The organism is Rahnella bruchi (assembly GCF_003614975.1).
Taxonomy (GTDB): domain Bacteria; phylum Pseudomonadota; class Gammaproteobacteria; order Enterobacterales; family Enterobacteriaceae; genus Rahnella; species Rahnella bruchi.
Genome location: NZ_QZWI01000001.1, coordinates 713,945 through 732,529 on the forward strand (window position 1 = coordinate 713,945; position 18,585 = coordinate 732,529).

18 protein-coding genes are annotated in these 18,585 nt (G+C 53.5%); 9 read left to right on the top strand and 9 right to left on the bottom strand.

Annotated elements, in window-relative coordinates:
* Positions 1–233: 233 nt before the first annotated feature.
* Complete coding sequence (acrD, locus tag D5398_RS03480; RefSeq protein WP_120506343.1) at positions 234–3,389, top strand: multidrug efflux RND transporter permease AcrD; 3,156 nt, start codon at positions 234–236, stop codon at positions 3,387–3,389.
* A gap of 189 nt (positions 3,390–3,578) precedes the next feature.
* Here the strand turns inward: acrD and ypfM are convergent, their stop codons facing one another.
* Complete coding sequence (ypfM, locus tag D5398_RS25825) at positions 3,579–3,638, bottom strand: protein YpfM (protein WP_152328030.1); 60 nt, start codon at positions 3,636–3,638, stop codon at positions 3,579–3,581.
* Between the two features lie 200 nt (positions 3,639–3,838).
* Here ypfM and D5398_RS03485 point away from each other — a divergent pair, with 200 nt between their 5' ends.
* From D5398_RS03485 to D5398_RS03510, 6 genes are all read left to right on the top strand, one after another.
* Positions 3,839–4,222 (top strand): ArsC family reductase, encoded by a 384-nt coding sequence (locus D5398_RS03485; RefSeq protein WP_120506344.1) that lies wholly within the window; start codon positions 3,839–3,841, stop codon positions 4,220–4,222.
* 1 nt (position 4,223) lies between these two features.
* Positions 4,224–5,351, top strand: coding sequence for a succinyl-diaminopimelate desuccinylase (gene dapE, locus D5398_RS03490; RefSeq protein ID WP_120506345.1), 1,128 nt, complete (start codon positions 4,224–4,226; stop codon positions 5,349–5,351).
* Entirely contained in the window at positions 5,348–6,022 is a 675-nt protein-coding gene (locus D5398_RS03495) for a M15 family metallopeptidase (RefSeq protein ID WP_120506346.1), read from the top strand. The genes dapE and D5398_RS03495 overlap by 4 nt, the downstream gene beginning before the upstream one ends.
* Positions 6,023–6,032: 10 nt before the next feature.
* The gene (locus tag D5398_RS03500) at positions 6,033–6,218 is read left to right on the top strand and encodes a YpfN family protein (protein WP_120506347.1); all 186 of its coding nucleotides are present in this window, start codon (positions 6,033–6,035) and stop codon (positions 6,216–6,218) included.
* Between the two features lie 130 nt (positions 6,219–6,348).
* Entirely contained in the window at positions 6,349–7,629 is a 1,281-nt protein-coding gene (locus tag D5398_RS03505) for an ATP-grasp domain-containing protein (RefSeq protein WP_120506348.1), read from the top strand.
* A gap of 2 nt (positions 7,630–7,631) precedes the next feature.
* Positions 7,632–8,732, top strand: a complete 1,101-nt coding sequence (locus tag D5398_RS03510) for a phosphoserine transaminase (protein ID WP_120506349.1) — start codon at positions 7,632–7,634, stop codon at positions 8,730–8,732.
* 86 nt (positions 8,733–8,818) lie between these two features.
* Here D5398_RS03510 and ypfH read toward each other — a convergent pair whose 3' ends face one another.
* The 7 genes from ypfH to dapA all read right to left on the bottom strand — a co-directional run bounded on the left by ypfH (position 8,819) and on the right by dapA (position 16,016).
* Positions 8,819–9,469, bottom strand: a complete 651-nt coding sequence (ypfH, locus tag D5398_RS03515; protein ID WP_120506350.1) for an esterase — start codon at positions 9,467–9,469, stop codon at positions 8,819–8,821.
* Between the two features lie 134 nt (positions 9,470–9,603).
* On the bottom strand, positions 9,604–11,598 hold the full coding sequence (locus tag D5398_RS03520) for a tRNA(Met) cytidine acetyltransferase TmcA (protein ID WP_120506351.1): 1,995 nt from the start codon (positions 11,596–11,598) through the stop codon (positions 9,604–9,606).
* A gap of 5 nt (positions 11,599–11,603) precedes the next feature.
* On the bottom strand, positions 11,604–12,056 hold the full coding sequence (locus D5398_RS03525) for a DUF441 domain-containing protein (RefSeq protein ID WP_120506352.1): 453 nt from the start codon (positions 12,054–12,056) through the stop codon (positions 11,604–11,606).
* A 114-nt stretch (positions 12,057–12,170) separates the two neighbouring features.
* Positions 12,171–13,049, bottom strand: coding sequence for a KPN_02809 family neutral zinc metallopeptidase (gene ypfJ / locus D5398_RS03530; protein ID WP_120506353.1), 879 nt, complete (start codon positions 13,047–13,049; stop codon positions 12,171–12,173).
* Positions 13,050–13,268: 219 nt separating this feature from the next.
* Positions 13,269–13,982 carry a phosphoribosylaminoimidazolesuccinocarboxamide synthase gene (gene purC / locus D5398_RS03535; RefSeq protein ID WP_015698209.1) on the bottom strand — a complete coding sequence of 238 codons (714 nt, stop codon included), beginning with the start codon at positions 13,980–13,982 and terminating at the stop codon, positions 13,269–13,271.
* 56 nt (positions 13,983–14,038) lie between these two features.
* Entirely contained in the window at positions 14,039–15,118 is a 1,080-nt protein-coding gene (gene bamC, locus D5398_RS03540) for an outer membrane protein assembly factor BamC (protein WP_120506354.1), read from the bottom strand.
* A 16-nt stretch (positions 15,119–15,134) separates the two neighbouring features.
* On the bottom strand, positions 15,135–16,016 hold the full coding sequence (gene dapA / locus D5398_RS03545) for a 4-hydroxy-tetrahydrodipicolinate synthase (RefSeq protein WP_120132684.1): 882 nt from the start codon (positions 16,014–16,016) through the stop codon (positions 15,135–15,137).
* A 145-nt stretch (positions 16,017–16,161) separates the two neighbouring features.
* On the opposite strand from dapA, the gene D5398_RS03550 reads away from it, so the two are divergent.
* Positions 16,162–16,728, top strand: a complete 567-nt coding sequence (locus tag D5398_RS03550) for a glycine cleavage system transcriptional repressor (protein ID WP_120506355.1) — start codon at positions 16,162–16,164, stop codon at positions 16,726–16,728.
* Between the two features lie 25 nt (positions 16,729–16,753).
* Positions 16,754–17,221 carry a thioredoxin-dependent thiol peroxidase gene (gene bcp, locus D5398_RS03555; RefSeq protein WP_120506356.1) on the top strand — a complete coding sequence of 156 codons (468 nt, stop codon included), beginning with the start codon at positions 16,754–16,756 and terminating at the stop codon, positions 17,219–17,221.
* 88 nt (positions 17,222–17,309) lie between these two features.
* On the opposite strand, the gene D5398_RS03560 is transcribed toward bcp, so the two are convergent.
* Positions 17,310–18,374 carry an AI-2E family transporter gene (locus D5398_RS03560; RefSeq protein WP_120506357.1) on the bottom strand — a complete coding sequence of 355 codons (1,065 nt, stop codon included), beginning with the start codon at positions 18,372–18,374 and terminating at the stop codon, positions 17,310–17,312.
* Positions 18,375–18,585: the final 211 nt, after the last annotated feature.

Below are 18,585 nucleotides of genomic sequence, written 5' to 3' on the forward strand. Positions count from 1 at the left end.
GCTTTTTTACATTATCTCCTTTATTTCTCCACGTTTTATACGTTGCGAGCAGGTAAAGTGCTTTAACGTAGAACTACACTCTGACACTCGCTCCGTCCCGCCGGGACAGTACCGCCTCTGAGACCGCTTCTGAGAAGACGTTGCTCAGGGGATTTTTTTGCCAGATTACTGGCATTGTGTTTGTTTGCTGATGTTAGTCACTCACGCCAGAGTGACAACGAGGTTCCTGAAGCATGGCTAACTTTTTTATCGATCGCCCAATCTTTGCCTGGGTTTTAGCGATCATCATTTCCCTGACCGGGGCGCTCGCGATCTATTTTCTGCCGGTTGAACAGTATCCGGATCTGGCTCCGCCAAACGTCAGAATCTCTGCAACGTATCCCGGCGCATCAGCACAAACATTAGAAAACACCGTTACCCAGATTATCGAACAGAACATGACTGGCCTCGATAATCTGATGTATATGTCATCGCAAAGCAGTAACGACGGTAAATCACAGATTACCCTGAGTTTTACCGCCGGTACCGATCCTAACGAAGCGCTCCAGCAGGTGCAAAACCAGCTGCAACAGGCGCTTAAACGTCTGCCGCAGGACGTGCAGACCCAGGGCGTCACGGTGTCAAAAACCGGTGATACCAACCTGATGATGGTGGCGTTTGTTTCCACAGACGGCAGCATGGATAAGCAGGATATCGCCGATTACGTAGCTTCCAATATTCAGGATCCGCTGAGCCGCGTGCCCGGTGTCGGCAGCATCGATGCTTACGGTTCGCAGTACGCCATGCGTATCTGGCTCGATCCGGACAAGCTGAATAATTATCAGCTGACTACCGCCGATGTCGTCACGGCGATTAAAGCGCAGAACAGTCAGGTGGCTGTCGGTCAGCTTGGCGGTGCGCCTTCGGTAGATTTTCAGGCGCTGAATGCCACCATTAATGCCCAGGCGCAGTTGCAGACGCCGGAGCAGTTCCGCCAGATCACGTTGAAAGTGAACCAGGACGGGTCGCAGGTTAAACTCGGCGATGTTTCCACTATCGGTCTCGGCGCGGAAAACTATGCCCTGCTCAGCCGTTATAACGGGCAGGCCGCATCCGGTATGGGCGTGAAACTGGCGTCCGGTGCCAACGAATTGCAAACGGACAAAGCCGTCCGTGCGCGCCTCGATGAGCTTTCTCATTATTATCCGCACGGGCTGAAAGCTGAAATAGCCTATGAAACCACGCCGTTCGTTAAAGCGGCGATCACTGACGTGGTGAAAACGCTGTTTGAAGCCATTGTGCTGGTGTTCCTTGTTATGTACCTGTTCCTGCAAAACTTCCGCGCAACGCTAATCCCGACGATTGCCGTGCCGGTAGTGTTGCTGGGGACATTCGCCGTGCTGCATCAGTTCGGTTACAGCATCAATACTCTGACGATGTTCGCGATGGTGCTTGCCATCGGCCTGCTGGTGGATGACGCCATCGTGGTGGTTGAAAACGTCGAGCGCGTGATGAGCGAAGAAGGCCTCAGCCCCAGAGAGGCTACGCGAAAATCGATGGGACAAATTCAGAGCGCGCTGGTCGGCATCACCATGGTGCTGTCGGCAGTATTTGTGCCAATGGCCTTCTTCGGCGGCACCACCGGCGCGATTTACCGTCAGTTCTCCATCACCATTGTTTCCGCAATGGTGCTGTCAGTGTTCGTCGCGCTGACGCTGACCCCGGCGTTGTGTTCAACCATTCTCAAACCTATCGCTAAAGGCCATCATCACGGCAAACGCGGTTTCTTCGGCTGGTTTAACCGCATGTTCGACCGCAATGCCCGTCGTTATGAAAGCGGCGTGGCGCGGGTTCTGCGAAACAGCGTGCGCTACATGCTGGCGTATGCCGCGCTGGTTGCCGTGCTGGCAGTGATGTTTATTAAATTACCGACCTCGTTCCTGCCGCTGGAAGACCGTGGTGTGTTCACGGTACAGGTGCAATTACCGCCAGGCTCGACGTTGCAGCAAACACAAAAAGTCGTGGAAAAGGTCGAAAAGTATTTTCTGAGTGAAGATAAGAAAGACGTACTCTCGGTGTTCTCCACCATCGGTGCAGGGCCAGGCGGTAACGGGCAGAACGTGGCGCGTATGTTCGTGCGTCTGACCCCGTGGGATGACCGCACCGGCCCGGACGATTCTTCTTTTGCCCTGATTGAACGAGCCACCAAAGCGTTTAACAAAATCACAGAAGCCCGCGTCATCGCCAGCAGCCCGCCAGCCATTAACGGTCTGGGCAGCGCGACTGGCTTTGATATGGAATTACAGGATCACGCCGGTCTCGGCCATGACGCTCTGATGGCGGCGCGCGATCAGTTACTCGCGATGACCTCAAAAGACAGCAACCTGACCCGCGTACGTCACAACGGTCTGGATGACAGCCCGCAGCTACAGATCGATATCGATCAGGTGAAAGCGCAGGCGCTGGGTGTGGCGATTGCTGATATCAACAGTACACTGAGCACCGCATGGGGTTCGACTTACGTCAACGACTTCGTTGACCGTGGCCGTGTTAAGAAAGTCTATGTGCAGGCCGGTGCGCAATACCGCATGCTGCCCGACGATATTGATCGCTGGTATGTGCGAAATTCTGCCGGAACCATGGTGCCCTTCTCCGCTTTCGCCACGTCCAAATGGCTGACCGGTTCACCACGTCTGGAACGTTACAACGGCTATTCCGCGCTGGAAATTGTGGGTGAACCGGCAACGGGCATCAGCAGCGGTACAGCGATGGATGATATGGAAAAGCTGGTCGCTAAACTGCCGGTGGGTATTGGCCTCGAATGGACAGGTCTGTCGTATCAGGAAAGATTGTCAGGCTCCCAGGCTCCGGCGCTGTATGCCATTTCCCTGCTGGTGGTCTTCCTGTGTCTGGCTGCATTGTATGAAAGCTGGTCCATTCCGTTCTCGGTCATGCTGGTGGTGCCACTCGGCGTACTGGGCGCGGTAATTGCGACATGGCTGCGCGGGCTGGAAAACGATGTGTATTTCCAGGTCGGGATGCTGACCATCATCGGGCTATCGGCGAAAAACGCCATTCTGATTGTTGAGTTTGCCAATGACCTGAATGTTCGCGGCAAAGAATTGCTGGAAGCGACGCTCGAAGCGTCGAGAATGCGTCTGCGTCCGATTCTGATGACATCGCTGGCGTTTGTTTTCGGTGTTCTGCCGATGGCGACCAGCATGGGTGCCGGTTCAGGCAGTCAGCACGCGGTTGGCACCGGCGTCATCGGCGGCATGATTTCCGCGACCATTCTGGCCATCTTCTTCGTGCCGCTGTTCTTTGTGTTAATCCGCCGTCGTTTTCCCGGAAAACAGGCACATCCGGTGATTGCCGATATTGTTGAGACGGTACCCGCACAACATAAATAACGGCCCTGGATAACAGGCAACAAAAAAGGCGTTAATGTGAATTAACGCCTTTTTTATTAATGATTTACTGGCTGTGAGAATCGTCGCTAAATCGGACGTAATGGTCTTCCTGAACAAACGCTTTTTATAATGACGTGCTGCACTGAGAATAAATCTTTTCTTTGCTTTAACGGTAACGATGTGGGGCAATTACGCTTTCAACATACGGTCGATAAAGTCTTTCCAGTTACCTAATTCTTGCTCTAACATTTTACTCCCCTTGATTGGACAGACGGATTATACGTCTGTTTTTTGACCATGTAAAAAGGCCGTCATTATTTTTTAAGCACGATCACAATCCCGCCCCCGTCTGGATCCTGCGGGCGTTTTGCCTCATTATGTGCCCTATCCTTACGCCCGTTTTTATACGGATAAAAAGTTCTTATTTTACTGACAGGTTACGTTTTTCTATGGCAACGACTTCTGCTCCAACCTCTTTTATTCTCTACGGCATAAAAAATTGCGATACCGTAAAAAAAGCCCGTCGCTGGCTGGAAGATAACGGGGTTGAATATCAGTTTCATGATTACCGGGTCGAAGGGCTGGATGACGATTTGTTGCAGAACCTGCTGGACAAACAAGGCTGGGAAGCCATGCTCAATACCCGCGGGACGACGTGGCGTAAACTCGATGAAGCCACGCGCGCAGCCTGCGATAACGAAGCCAGCGCTAAAGCCGTGATGCTCGAACAGCCTGCGGTAATCAAACGCCCATTTTTACTGGCCACCGATGGTCAGTCCCTGCTGGGATTCAAACCAGAAACCTATCAGCAATTCCTCGCACAGGTGAAGTAACATGAGTTGTCCGGTTCTCGATTTAGCCCAACAGTTAATCCGCCGCCCTTCCCTCAGCCCGGACGATGCAGGCTGTCAGGAAATTATGATTGCCCGCCTTGAAGCCGCTGGCTTTCACGTGGAGCCGATGCATTTTGGCGATACCCTGAATTTCTGGGCCACACGCGGACAAGGTATAACCCTCGCCTTCGCCGGTCATACTGATGTCGTGCCCACCGGCGACCACAAACTTTGGGTGACCGGTCCGTTCGAGCCTACGCTGCGCGACGGAATGCTGTATGGTCGCGGTGCGGCAGATATGAAAGGGTCGCTGGCGGCGATGGTGGTCGCAGCAGAACGTTTCGTTGCGGCTAACCCGAATCATCAGGGCCGTCTGGCGTTTCTTATCACCTCAGATGAAGAAGCCAGCGCGGTAAACGGCACCGTCAAAGTGGTCAACGCGCTGATGGAGCGCAATGAGCGCCTCGATTACTGTCTGGTTGGCGAACCTTCCAGCACCACGCGCGTCGGCGATATTGTTAAAAATGGCCGCCGGGGTTCGATGACTGCCAACCTGCACGTTCACGGTGTTCAGGGACATGTGGCATATCCGCATCTGGCGGACAATCCGGTGCATCGCGCCATGCCCGCTTTGAATGAACTGGTCGCTACCGTGTGGGATAACGGCAACGAATTCTTCCCGCCGACCAGCATGCAGATAGCCAATATCAATGCCGGTACCGGCAGCAATAACGTTATTCCCGGCGAGTTGTATGTGCAGTTCAATTTCCGTTTCAGCACCGAACTGACCGATGCCATCATCAAACAGCGCGTAGCAGAATTACTGGATCGTCATAACCTGCAATACACCCTGAACTGGGTGGTTTCGGGTCAGCCGTTCCTGACATCACGCGGTGCGCTGGTGGATGCGGTGGTTAACGCCGTGCGTCACTACAGTGAAATTACGCCGGAACTGCAAACGACCGGCGGCACCTCCGACGGACGTTTCATTGCGCTGATGGGCGCTCAGGTCGTCGAACTGGGTCCGGTTAACGCCACCATCCACAAAATCAATGAATGCGTTCACGCGGCAGATTTGCAGGTTCTCAGCCGCATGTATCAGCGCATCATGGAACAGTTAGTCGCATGATTAGCCATGAAATGCTGACCGGTCGCTCTGATGCGCATCTGGTGATGCTGGGCGAGGGCCCGCACCGGTTGCAAAAAGAGGCGATACAGGCATTTGAAAAAATGCGTCAGGCCGCCAGTGCAGCCGGTTTTGATTTACAACCGGCCAGCACTTTTCGTGATTTCAGTCGTCAACTGGCTATCTGGAATGGCAAATTTCGCGGCGAGCGACCAGTATTAGATAAGAACAGCCAGCCGGTGGATATCAGTGAGTTAACCACAGCACAACGTTGTGAGCTGATTTTGCGCTGGTCTGCGCTGCCGGGCGCCAGTCGCCATCACTGGGGCAGTGATCTGGATGTGTACGATCCCTCGCTGTTACCGGCCGATAAAAAGTTGCAACTGGAGCCGTGGGAATACGAAGAAGGCGGCTATTTTTATCCGCTGAATCAGTGGCTTTCGGCACATATGGCAGAATTTGGTTTTTACCGCCCGTACGCAGAAGATACCGGTGGCGTCGCCATTGAACCCTGGCATCTGAGTTACCGTCCGCTGGCGCAGGAATGCGAGAAGTTGCTTTCACCGCAGGTTCTCATCAGCGCCTGGACAGGACAGGAAGTAGCCGCCGCTGACTGGTTAACCGGTCAGATGGCGGAGATATTTCCGCGATTTATCGCCCTCTCACCCCTTTAAGGAGCACACCATGGAGTGGATCAAAGATTACTGGTGGATCGTTCTGATCATACTGGTCGGGATGTTTATCAGCGGGATCAAAGAGCTGAACCGCGTTGATGTGAAGAAATTTTTGAAAGACAAACCAGAGATCCCCCCGCACCGCGACAACAATGCGGAATGGGATAACGATGACGACTGGCCTAAGAAAAAGTAAGCCCGACCTGTCCTGTAAAATCTCCTAATCAGTATTAGTCGGCGGAAAATGTAGCGATTCTCCGCCGATTGACTTTCTCCCCTGCCGGTAACATGCAACGTGAAACCGATGTACGGAGAGAACAAGTCCTTTGCAAACACTACCTATTTCCCACCCCGATCAGGCTGCGTCTGAGAATTTCGACGCCACACAATTTCTGGGGCTGGCTCCGTTTTTACGTATGAGCATCGCCGGTGATGAATGCACTGACATCGCACAGGAGCTGGTGACACGCGCGCAGCAAAACCCCGATGACGCCGTACTGTGGATGAACCTTTCCACCGTCATGCTGTGCCTGCAACGCACCGAACTCGGCCTGACGATTCAGGAACAGGCGCTGGCCATGCAGCAGGTTTATACCCTTCATGCCGCGCAGCAACCGGCAAAACTGCGCCTGCTGATGCTGATGGTGCCCGGTACGTTGTCTGCTAACGTGCCACTCGACTGTCTGCTGGAAAACAGCGATATCGAGCTGATTTATTACTACATTACTCCCGAAGCGCCGTTTGAAGCGCCGATCCCGGAGCATGATTTACTGATGGTCGGTATCAGCGCCACCACCGAAAACCTGTTCCTGTTAGAGCAGCTGGAAAGTATCACCCGCCAGTGGCCGGTGCCGGTGATCAATGCGCCGCAACATATCCCCAGCTCCGAGCGACATAACGCCAGCACGCTGTTGCAGAATCAGACGGGATTAACCATTGCGCAGGCGCATCCGGTGACGTTTTCCGTACTTTCGGCAGTAGCAGAAGGCAAAATCGCCCTGAGCAGCGCCCTGCCCGGCAGCGATTTTCCGGTGATCCTGCGCCCTGCCGGTTCACACGGCGGTCACGGTCTGGAAAAAGTCACCCGTCAGGAAGAGCTGGAAAGTTATCTGACCCGCGTGCAGGTGGAAGATTATTTCCTGTCGCAGTTCATCGATTACAGCAATGCCGATGGCCAGTTCCGCAAATACCGTATTTCGCTGATCGACGGCGTGCCATATGCCTGTCATATGGCGATTTCGTCACACTGGATGGTGCATTACGTCAACGCGAATATGTATGAAGATCAGAAAAAACGCGAAGAAGAAGCCGAATTCCTGAATAACTTTCACGAATTCGTTGCCCGTCATCAGCAGGCGCTGAAGGCCATTTTTGAGACCACCCGGCTCGATTATCTGGGCATCGATTGCAGCGAAACCCCCGACGGCAGTTTGCTGGTCTTTGAAATCGATCCGGCCATGGTTGTACACGCCATGGATCTGGAAGTGATGTTCCCGCACAAGCAAATCCCTATGAATAAAGTTAAAACAGCATGCCGCGAGTTGCTGTTATCCCGTGCTTTTGCGCACAGCGGTGCATCGGCTGATGCGCCAGAAGGAAAAAAATAATCATGATTTCACGTAACGCTCTGAATTTCTCCGGTGGTCCCGGCGCATTACCGGAAACGGTACTCGCGCAGGTTGAAGCCGCAATTAAAGAAGTCCCGGAAATGGGTCTGTCGATCCTCGGTATCAGCCACCGCTCTGACTGGTTTGCTTCCGTTGTCGAAGAAACCGAAAACAACATCCGCACGCTGCTTGGCCTGTCGAAAGATTTCCACATTCTGTTCCTGCAGGGCGGCGCGACGCAGCAATTCTCGATGGTGCCGATGACGCTGCTGCGTGGTCAGAAACATGCGGCGGAATACCTGGATACCGGCTACTGGAGCAGTAAAGTAGTAACCGAAGCGCGTCGCGAGGGGCCGGTGAAAGTGCTGTGGAGCGGCGAATCTTGCGGCTTCAACCGCCTTCCAGCGGATGAGGAACTGGAGTTTTCTCCGGACGCACCTTATCTGCATTACGTTTCCAACGAAACGGTAGAAGGATTGCAGTTCCAGCGCGTTCTCGGCCGCGACGATGTACCGCGCGTCTGCGATATGTCCTCTGATTTCCTGTCTAAACCCTGCGATGCCAATAAATTCTCAGTGATTTACGCCCATGCCCAGAAAAACATCGGCCCGGCTGGCGTCACTATCGTACTGGTGCATGACACCGTGGTGAAAGCATCGCCTGATGAATTGCCATCGTTTCTGAATTACCGTCGTCAGGTGGAATCCCATTCCAATCTCAATACCCCGCCGGTATTTGCGATTTATGTGGTGCTGCTGGTCACACGCTGGCTGCTCAATGACGTCGGTGGCCTGGAGAATATGGAACAGACCAACCGCCACAAAGCGGAACTGCTGTACGCAATGCTTGATAACAGCGACGGTTTCTACAACGGCTGGAGCAGCAAAGCGGACCGTTCACAAATGAACGTGGCGTTCAAACTGCCGGATGAAGTGCTGGAGAAGAAATTCCTGGCAGAAAGCCATGAAGCCGGTTTCTCGGGTCTGTCGGGTCACCGCGCCATTGGCGGTATCCGTGCGTCTATCTACAACGCATTGTCGCTGCCGGCAGCAGAAAAGCTGACTAACTTCATGGATGATTTCATGCGGAAAAACCGCAAATAATTACCGGCTGTCAGAGAAAAACAGAGAGTAAAAGCCCCCGATTGTCAGACTGCCGGGGGCTTTTTTATGAGAGATGCGCGGTAAAATCAGTTCTGATGTGATTCAGGCTCGTAGTTTTTCAGATGCGCAATGGCGGTGTTGATCATGTGCGAATCCAGCCCGTGTCCCATACCTGCCTGAAGATCCAGAGTACAGTCGCAGCCCAGCGTTTTCAGGCGCTCCGCCGCACTTTTCGACTGGAACGGATTGATCACCGGATCCTGATCGCCATGAATGAAATGCACCACCGTACCGGCAGCAATCGGTTTTTCCGGAAGTGAAGAAAAACGTCCGCTGAAGGCGACAATGCGCGACGCCAGATGCTCTTCTACTTTCGTCGATTCCAGCGCCATGATGGTGCCCTGAGAGAAGCCCACCAACGTGGTATGTTTCGGGGTGATACCGGTTTTCTGCTGCCAGTCGCGGATAATCTGCACGAAGGCCGGCATCGCAGCATCCACGCGCGGCTGACGGTTTTGCTCTGTCACACCCTGCACGGAGAACCACTGGAAGCCGCGGCCAAAATCACAAATATCCGGACTGCCGACGCTGATCACCTGCGCCCGCGGGAATGAAACAGCGAAAAACTTACCGATTTCGCCCATGGAAATCGGGTTATCACCCACGCCATGAAATAATAGAATCAGCTGGTCAGCGCTTTCTTCCGGCTGCTGGACGATAATCTGTTCTGAGCTCATTGCTGTCTCCCGACGTAAGTTGCCATTGTAAGTTCCTGATCTAAATTAATGATGTCACTATACGCCGCCTGCCGGTCAGTGAAATTGGGATTTATTGAACGAGTCTTTCCATTTTTTACAACGAAACCGCTGATTTATTCCGCAGCCCCTGCGTCTCTCAGCGCCTGTTGTGCTTCCTGACGCCAGTGGCTCAGCAGGGCTTTGCGGCCGGAAAGCTTGAGCACCACGACAATTTCCGCCACGCTCTCTCCCCGTTGCAAATGAGCACGCAGCCCGGTCAGCGGCAAAGCGCTGTGTAAGAGAAGGCGGTTGAGCGCCGGTAAACTGCTTTCCAGCGGACGATGAGCAAAGGCAAATCCGTTCAGTTCGCGCCAGTCTGCGTCATCAGGCTGTGTATCTGCCGCGCTGTTTAACGGCAATTCCAGCGCCATCTGCGGTGCCAGCCAGCGCCAGTCGCGGTTAAGCTGATGCCAGGCCTTATCCGCCAGCGCACGTCCTGCCGCACTGAGCGGTAATATCGCCATCGCGGCATAACATCCGCTGCTGGCTTCTTTTTGTGTACTGATCCGCGCCAGCCGGAATCCGGCCTGCTGCCATAATGACGCCAGATCTGAAGTGTAGCCAAAACTCACCGACAGAAAATCCAGCCCCGCCTGCTGCGCACACTGTTTTTGTTCCGCCAGCAAATCGAGGGCGATGCCCTGACGGCGAAACGCGGGATGTACCGCAATCCGGCTGACGCGCCGTGAACGTAATACGGCGGCTTCGGGGAAACCTGCGTGTGCCGCCAGCGACTGCGCCACCAGATTACCGCGCGGACGCCGCCTGCCTGCCCAGACTTCCTGCGCCAGTTCAGCGCTCAGTCCGCCCTCATCCACCAGCCATAGCGCGCCGGTCAGCGTATTTTTGATTCGTGACGCGCTGAAAGTCATGCCCGGTGCATCCAGCAGACGGCGTAAATCCAGCGGTGAGGTGCGGTAATGCGCGCTGGTCAGCAGACCGTAGAAATCTTCTAAAAGCGCCGGTTCCGTCAGCCAGTCGTCGGCCTGAACCGGGAATATTTCTGATGCGCCGCCCGTCGCATCGGCATCCGGCAGATGCTCATCAAACAGCAATAAATCGCTGATGAACGGCTCGAGCGGATCGGCGGATGACCAGCGGATCGGAGCTTTCAGACGCAGATCCTGCCACTGCGGCAACGACGCACAGAATTTGAGTAAGAATCCGCGCCCGGTGCCTTCGTAACCCTGCACCGTGGTGGTCAGTAAAACACGCACAAATGCCGCAATCAGTTCTGACAGCATCGGCGTCGGAATTGCCGCCGCTTCATCGATAATCAGCCAGTCAGCGTCAGTCACCGCGCCTTCGCGACATAACGAAAGCAACGCATCCGGCGCGATAAATCGGGCCGGCTCTGTCTGCTGATTAAGGATTTGACTGGCTGAGGCTTTACCCGGTGCGGTCACAAGGCAAATACCCGGCCATTGTAAAGTGAGCATGCCCGCGAGAGTCGATTTCCCCCGGCCACGCGGCGCCGTCAACACCCAGACGCCGGATGTGGCCTGCATCAGTTGCTGTAAAATTTGCTGCTGCGCGGGCGTAGGCTGGCCGTCGGGTACCTGCCAGTCGGGTGCAGCTGGCAGCGGCGCGAGTTCAAAAGGCTGTCCCTGACGCCATACCGTAATGCTGCGATCTTGTACGAGCAAAGACTGAAAACGTTGAATAAAACGAGGAGCCGGAATGGCCTGCGGCTGTTCGCTCCAGCGCAGGCTGTCGGCGTCGGGGCTTTCTGCCCACTGGTTCCATTGCGGTACCAGTAAAATCAGCCAGCTTCCGGCTTTCAGCGTGCCGGAGAATGCCGCCAGCGCCTCCGCATTCAGGCCGTAGCGTGCATCAAACACGCCATGCAGAATGTCTTGTCCGAGCAACGTATGCGCCGCTGTGGCCGAACAGGCATTCACGTTATCCGGCGGTGAATCACTCAGCCACAGCCAGTCCCCCGCCTGCCCGTCGATGAACTGCACCACCTGAACGGCAGACCAGCGGGCCTCGCCGCTGATAACCAGTAACCGGCGCACGCCTTGCTTTTGCATCTGCTGTTGCAGGCTGTTTTTCAGCACGATATCCATTGCCGTCAGGTTTTACCGACAATCATCGATAACAGACCGGCGGCGATCAGCGGCCCGACCGGCACACCTTTGAACATCGCCACACCCAGCACGGTGCCCACCAGTAAACCCGCCACCAGATGCGGCTGCGTGCCCATCAGCGTCAGACCACGCCCGCCAAGCCAGGACACCAGAACGCCGACCAGAATGGCGACAATGGATTTCCAGTGGAAGAATGAATGCATCACGGTGCTGGCGCTGATTTTTCCGCTGGCAATCGGTGCCATCACGCCAATGGTCAGAATAATAATGCCGATGGTCAGGCCGTATTTTTCAATCCACGGGAAAAAGTTGTTCAGCGGCGTAATCCGCACGGTAAGAAGGAAGAACATTGCGATGGTGACGGCGCTGTTATGGCTGATGATGCCCAGACCGGCGAAGACGAGTAAAATCAAAAGGGTTGGATCGAGAAAAGCCATGGCAATCCCAGCGGTTCAACATGAGGAAAAAAGAGAGGCTCACGGAGCCCCCCTGGATCGGTCATTGATTATTGAACAGTTTTTACCGGCAGACCAGAGCTTATTGCCCCTAAATCAGCGACTGGCGAAGGTGTTGCACTGATCAGGATTACCGGTATCAAATCCGCGCTTGAACCAGGTATAACGCTGCTCGGACGTTCCGTGAGTGAAGCTGTCCGGCACAACGCGCCCCTGACTCTGCTGCTGTAAGCGGTCATCGCCGATGGCACGCGCAGCATCCAGCGCTTCTTTCAGGTCGCCTTCTTCCAGAACTTTCTGCTGCTGCATGGCGTGTCCCCAGACACCGGCGTAACAGTCAGCCTGCAATTCCATTTTCACCGACAGCTGATTCACCACAGTCTGCGATGCACCCTGCTGCATCTGGCGGACTTTACGTTCGGTACCCAGTAAATTCTGCACATGGTGGCCGACTTCGTGCGCCACAACATACCCCTGCGCAAAATCACCGCCTGCGCCGAGTTTGTTTTGTAATTCCTGATAGAAAGACAAATCGATATACACCGTGCTGTCCGCCGGGCAATAGAACGGGCCCATTACGGACTGCCCGGTACCGCAGCCGGTACGGGTTGCCCCGCGATACATCACCAGTTTCGGCTCACGATAAGTCATGCCCTGTTTCTGGAAAATTTCTTTCCAGGTGTCTTCCGTCGAGGCGAGGATCACCGAGGTGAATTTAGCCTGTTCATCATCTTTCGGACTGATCGATTGCGACTGTGTCTGTTGCTGCATACCGCCGGACTGCCCGCCGTCAATCAGCGGAGACAGGTCGATGCCGTAATAACCGGCAACCAACACCACAATAATGATCACAATACCGCTTTTGCCGCGAATAGGCAGGCGCATTCCTCCGCCACCCAAACCGCCGCCGCCGTTAGATCCCTGTCCGCGTCTGTCTTCTACATTGTCGCTTTCGCGACGCCCTTGCCAACGCATAATCCACCTCCAGACTGTTTTTTTAAGACTAGCCAGCACATGCAGTTAATACCATCTGCGAAAGGAGGTAATTTTAGGGGGCGGGGAATTAAATGAAAGAAAACAGTTTGAAAAGAGGAAAATTAAAAGCACGAAAGAGAACGGGTGACAGAGGCCATCACCCGTTTAGAGTAAACCGCGTAAACGATTGCGCAGTCCGGCTAAAAAAAGTTACTTCACTTAGTCCAGTTTTACGCCGATACGGTGAGCCACTTCTTCATAAGCTTCGATCAGGCCACCGAGGCTCTGGCGATAACGGTCTTTGTCCATCTTGTTCAGGGTTTCTTTATCCCAAAGGCGGCTGCCGTCTGGAGAGAATTCATCACCCAGCACCACTTCTCCGTTGAACAGACCGAATTCCAGTTTGAAGTCGACCAGGATCAGACCTGCATCATCAAACAATTTGCTCAGCACGTCGTTGGCTTTGTAGCTCAGCTCTTTCATGCGCGCGAGATTTTCTTCGTTCACCCAGCCAAACGTCTTACAGTAAGATTCGTTGACCATCGGATCGTGCATCGCATCGTTTTTCAGGAACAGATCGAACAATGGCGGATTAAGTTCCAGACCTTCTTCAATGCCCAGACGCTTTACCAGCGAACCAGCAGCACGGTTACGGATAACGCATTCAACCGGGACCATATCCAGTTTTTTCACCAGCACTTCAGTGTCAGACAACAGGCGTTCCATTTGAGTAGGAATACCGGCTTCTTCCAGCTTAGCCATGATGAAATGGTTAAATTTGTTGTTAACCATACCTTTACGGTCGAACTGCTCAATACGCTGACCATCCAGTGCTGACGTATCGTTACGGAACTCCAGTACCAGAAGGTCCGGGTTTTCGGTGGTGTAGACGGTTTTCGCCTTGCCGCGATACAACTCAGCTAACTTTTGCATCTTTACTTACTCCAGTGGAAAAAACAGATGTAAAAAGGGGCCGGAGCCCCTTGGTATTATTTTGCGCTGCTCTGGCTAAACGCGGCCTGCATGACCGCCACCATCGCGTCGTTCTGCGACTGGCTGAGAGCATGTCCTTTCGGATCAAGGAACTGCAAGCTACTACGGTTGTCGAGGTCGCCAACCTGAAGTTTGTAATCACCGGAGCTGAGGCCCGGATCTTTCGCACCCAGCGTCTGCCACGCATCGTCATTGAGCGGTTTGTATGTCACAGACATTGTGCCTTGCGGACGGCTGCTGTCGGTCACTTTCATGCCTGCTTTCGCCAGGGCATTAGGCAGACGATCCCAGACGACACCGTAAGATTCACGGACGATCAGCACCGGTAAGCCGGTATCATCAGCGCCACTCTGGACGTCGATTTCGCCTACGCGACGGTTATCGAGACGCGCCTGAGTATCCTGCTGCACTTTATCCAGGTTCGCCGTGATGGCGTTCATCATCTGGCTGTTGTAACGCTGGATTTCAGCTGTCGCGGTCACCGCTTTATCTTGCTGTTTCAGCTCAAGCGTTTTCACGGTCAATGCCAGCTGATAGCTCTGCTGTTTCACGCTGATCTGATAACGGCCCTGATACTGGAAGTCTTCATCCGCACGATTCCAGTCAACGAAATCGGTGGAGAGCGTCTGGTTTGCGTCATCACGGCTGGCAATTTTGAATTTATTTTGCTCAACAGCTTTAACAACGTTGTTCCACAAGTCACGGTTTTGCGGCGTGTTTTCCAGCAGCACGGTACTGGTGTCGCCGGAGAACTGAGTCTGGGAGCCGTTCAGCAAGGCCAGCGGCTGGGCTGGTGGACGAATGTCGAGCTGTTTGCCCACAGCGCCTTGCATTGCGCCAGACTGAATATCATAAGTCCCGTTCTGCACAGGCAGGATCATGCCTGATGGTGCTTTCAGCTCATGCAGAGCTGGTGCATCCAGGTAGGCTTCATCACCGCTCACCTGGCGCTTGTAGCGCTGGTCGCTGGAACAGGCGGCCAGCAGCATAATCAGGGAAACACCCACGACTTTCGCTACGGCAGTCTTCTGCAATCGGGTCATCTGGAAACTATTCTTGTCAAATAAAGAGGCCATCAAATCTTCCTAAGAGTTACAGCAAACCGGCGCTTTTTAATGCTTCTTCCACGACCGGACGGGCAGCATCTGTTAACGGCGTCATAGGCAGACGCATCGTATCGGTTGCCATCAAGCCCAGTGCCTTACAGGCCCATTTCACCGGGATTGGGTTTGCTTCTACAAACAAATTCTGATGCAAAGGCATCAGGCGCTGATTCAGGCGACGCGCCTCGGCAAAGTTGCCAAGAGCAGCCAGCTCACAAAGTTGTGCCATTTCACGGGCAGCGACGTTAGCAGTAACGGAAATAACGCCTTTGCCTCCGAGCTGCATAAAGTCCAGACCACTGGCGTCATCGCCGCTCAGCAGAATGAAATCTTCATCATCAACCAGCACTTGGATCTGGCTAACACGACTTAAGTTCCCTGTTGCCTCTTTAACAGCAACAATATTCTTCAATTTTGCTAAACGCGCGATGGTCGGCGGCAGCATATCGCAGCCGGTACGTGAAGGCACATTGTAGAGAATTTGCGGCAGGGAGGTGTTTTCAGCGATAGCTTTAAAGTGCTGATACAGGCCTTCCTGGGTCGGACGGTTGTAATAAGGGGTGACTGTCAGACAGCCAACAACGCCACTATTTTCAAAACGTTGCGTAAGAGAAATCGCCTCAGCGGTGGCATTTGCACCTGTGCCTGCGATCACCGGAATGCGACCATCGGCCAGCTCCAGTGTTTGTAAGACCACGTCTCCGTGCTCATCGTGGCTCAGCGTTGCCGACTCGCCGGTTGTACCAACGGAAACGATCGCCGCAGTACCACTGGACACATGATAATCAATCAGTTTTTTCAGACTTGCGCGATCGACGGCACCTTTGGTGTCCATCGGCGTAACCAGTGCAACAATACTTCCCGTAAACATTGACCTTCCCCTCCACAAACAGGTCACTCATGGTACTTTTGACACCACTGCAAAAGCAAGCAATCAACGAGCGGTAAGCGCTTGTCCGGCGGTTTTTTTTATGTTTACCTTGGGAATACTCCAAAGCACGACAGGAAGACTCATTTTGCCGCAGCCACAACAACATTATCTGGTCATCACCGCGTTAGGTGCCGACCGCCCTGGTATCGTGAACACTATTACCCGACAGGTGAGCAGCTGCGGCTGTAATATTGAAGACAGCCGGCTGGCAATGCTGGGCGATGAGTTTACGTTCATCATGCTGCTTTCCGGCAGCTGGAACGCCATCACCCTGATTGAATCCACCCTGCCGCAAAAAGGGGCGGAACTTGAATTGCTGATTGTGATGAAACGCACCAGCGCGCATGAACGCCCGCCGATGCCTGCGACAGTGTGGGTGAAAGTAGAAGTGAAAGATTCGCCACATCTGATTGAGCGTTTTACAGATTTATTCGATACACATCAGATGAATATCGCCGAACTCGCGTCAAAAACCCGTCCGGCGGACGCGACATTGCCTGCGCAGCTCTCTATCCAGATCACCGCCCACAGTGCGGCGAATACCGATCCGACAATTATTGAGCAGGCGTTTCATCAGCTATGTACAGAACTGAAAGCGCAAGGCAGTATTAACGTCGTTAGTTATTCTGAGAATGAAGATAAACTGCAGTAACAGCTGAAAGATACGGAGAATGACAATGAGCCCACTGAAAGCCGGTGATCCTGCGCCGCAATTTAGTTTACCCGACCAAGACGGTGAACAAATTAATCTGGCCGACTTCCAGGGACAGAGAGTCCTGGTCTATTTCTATCCAAAAGCCATGACCCCCGGTTGTACGGTACAGGCCTGCGGACTGCGCGATAACATGGATCAGTTGAAAAGTGCAGGCGTTGAAGTGCTGGGGATCAGCACCGATAAGCCAGAAAAACTGTCGCGTTTTGCTGAAAAAGAACTGCTGAACTTCACGTTGCTTTCCGATGAAGATCACCAGGTCTGTGAGCAGTTTGGCGTCTGGGGTGAAAAATCCTTTATGGGTAAAACCTACGACGGCATCCACCGCATCAGCTTCCTGCTCGATGGCAATGGCAAAGTTGAGAAAGTGTTCGACGACTTCAAAACCACTAATCACCATGACATCGTCATGGAATACTTAAACGGTAAATAACCGTTACAGTAAACAGCCTAAGTGGCTGGTTTGTGGACATAAAAAAAAGCGCAGACGCGCTTTTTTTATTTTTACCTGGTGCCGGTTTTCAGACCGTTTCGTTCAGTGATTCATCCGGCCAGACGTGCACTACGGCTTTCACCAGCGTCGCCAGCGGTATCGCAAAGAATACGCCCCAGAATCCCCAGAGCCCGCCAAACACCACCACCGCCAGAATAATCACCAGCGGATGCAGGTTCACCGCCTCTGAGAACAACAGCGGCACGATCACGTTGCCATCCAGCCCCTGAACAACCAGATACGCGACAATCAGCGTCCAGAAATCTGCGCCGAGCCCCCACTGGAACATTGCCACAATCACCACCGGAATTGTCACCAGCATCGCGCCGATATAAGGGATAAGCACCGACACGCCAACCAGCACCGCCATCAGCAGCGAATAACGCATGTCCATCACCACAAACACCAGATAAGTGGCGACACCGACGATGATCATCTCCAGCACTTTTCCGCGAATATAATTGGTGATCTGCTGATTCATCTCCTCCCAGACTTGCCCTGCCAGCCCGCGATCGCGCGGTAAAATACGGCGGACAGCGTTGAGCATTTGCTCTTTATCCTTAAGCAGGAAGAACACCATCATCGGGACCAGAATCAGGTAAATCGCCAGTGTCAGCAGGCCGACCAGCGACGCCAGTGAATATTTCACTACTGACTCGCCCAGCCCGGACAATTTGCTGCGCATATTTTCAGCCATCATATCGATGATACCGGCATCGACCAGCGCCGGATAACGCTTAGGTAAGGTGGCCGCAAAATCGTAAAAACGGTTAAGCATACTGGGTAAATCTGTCATCAGATTCACGCCCTGTTGCCAGGTAACCGGCGCAATCACGAACATTCCCAGCAGCAAAATACCGGCGAAAATAATCAGTACAACGCTGACCGACAGCGTACGGGAAAGCCCGAGATGCTGCAGACGAACGGTTGGCCATTCCAGTAAATACGCCAGAACAATCGCCACCAGAAGCGGAGCAAGGATGCCATTGAGAAAATAAAGAATACAAAAACCCGCGACCAGAATGGCCAGCAGGGCGATAGCCTGCGGGTCGGTAAAGCGACGGCGATACCACTGTAATAACATGTCCAACATCAGATAACGCTCCTGTAATTTCCCGGCCTGACGAGTTTGCGCTGTTCGTTCCCTGCGCGCTCAGACACAAGTAACTATCTTCAAAATTCGTTGTCACACAACTGTAGGTGCACAGTGTTTTAAACTCTCACGAGGATAGCTACTATAGAGAGCGGCGCAAAGAAAAGCGCCACAAAATAACGGTCTGCAATGCAGTTCATGGAAGAAAGGC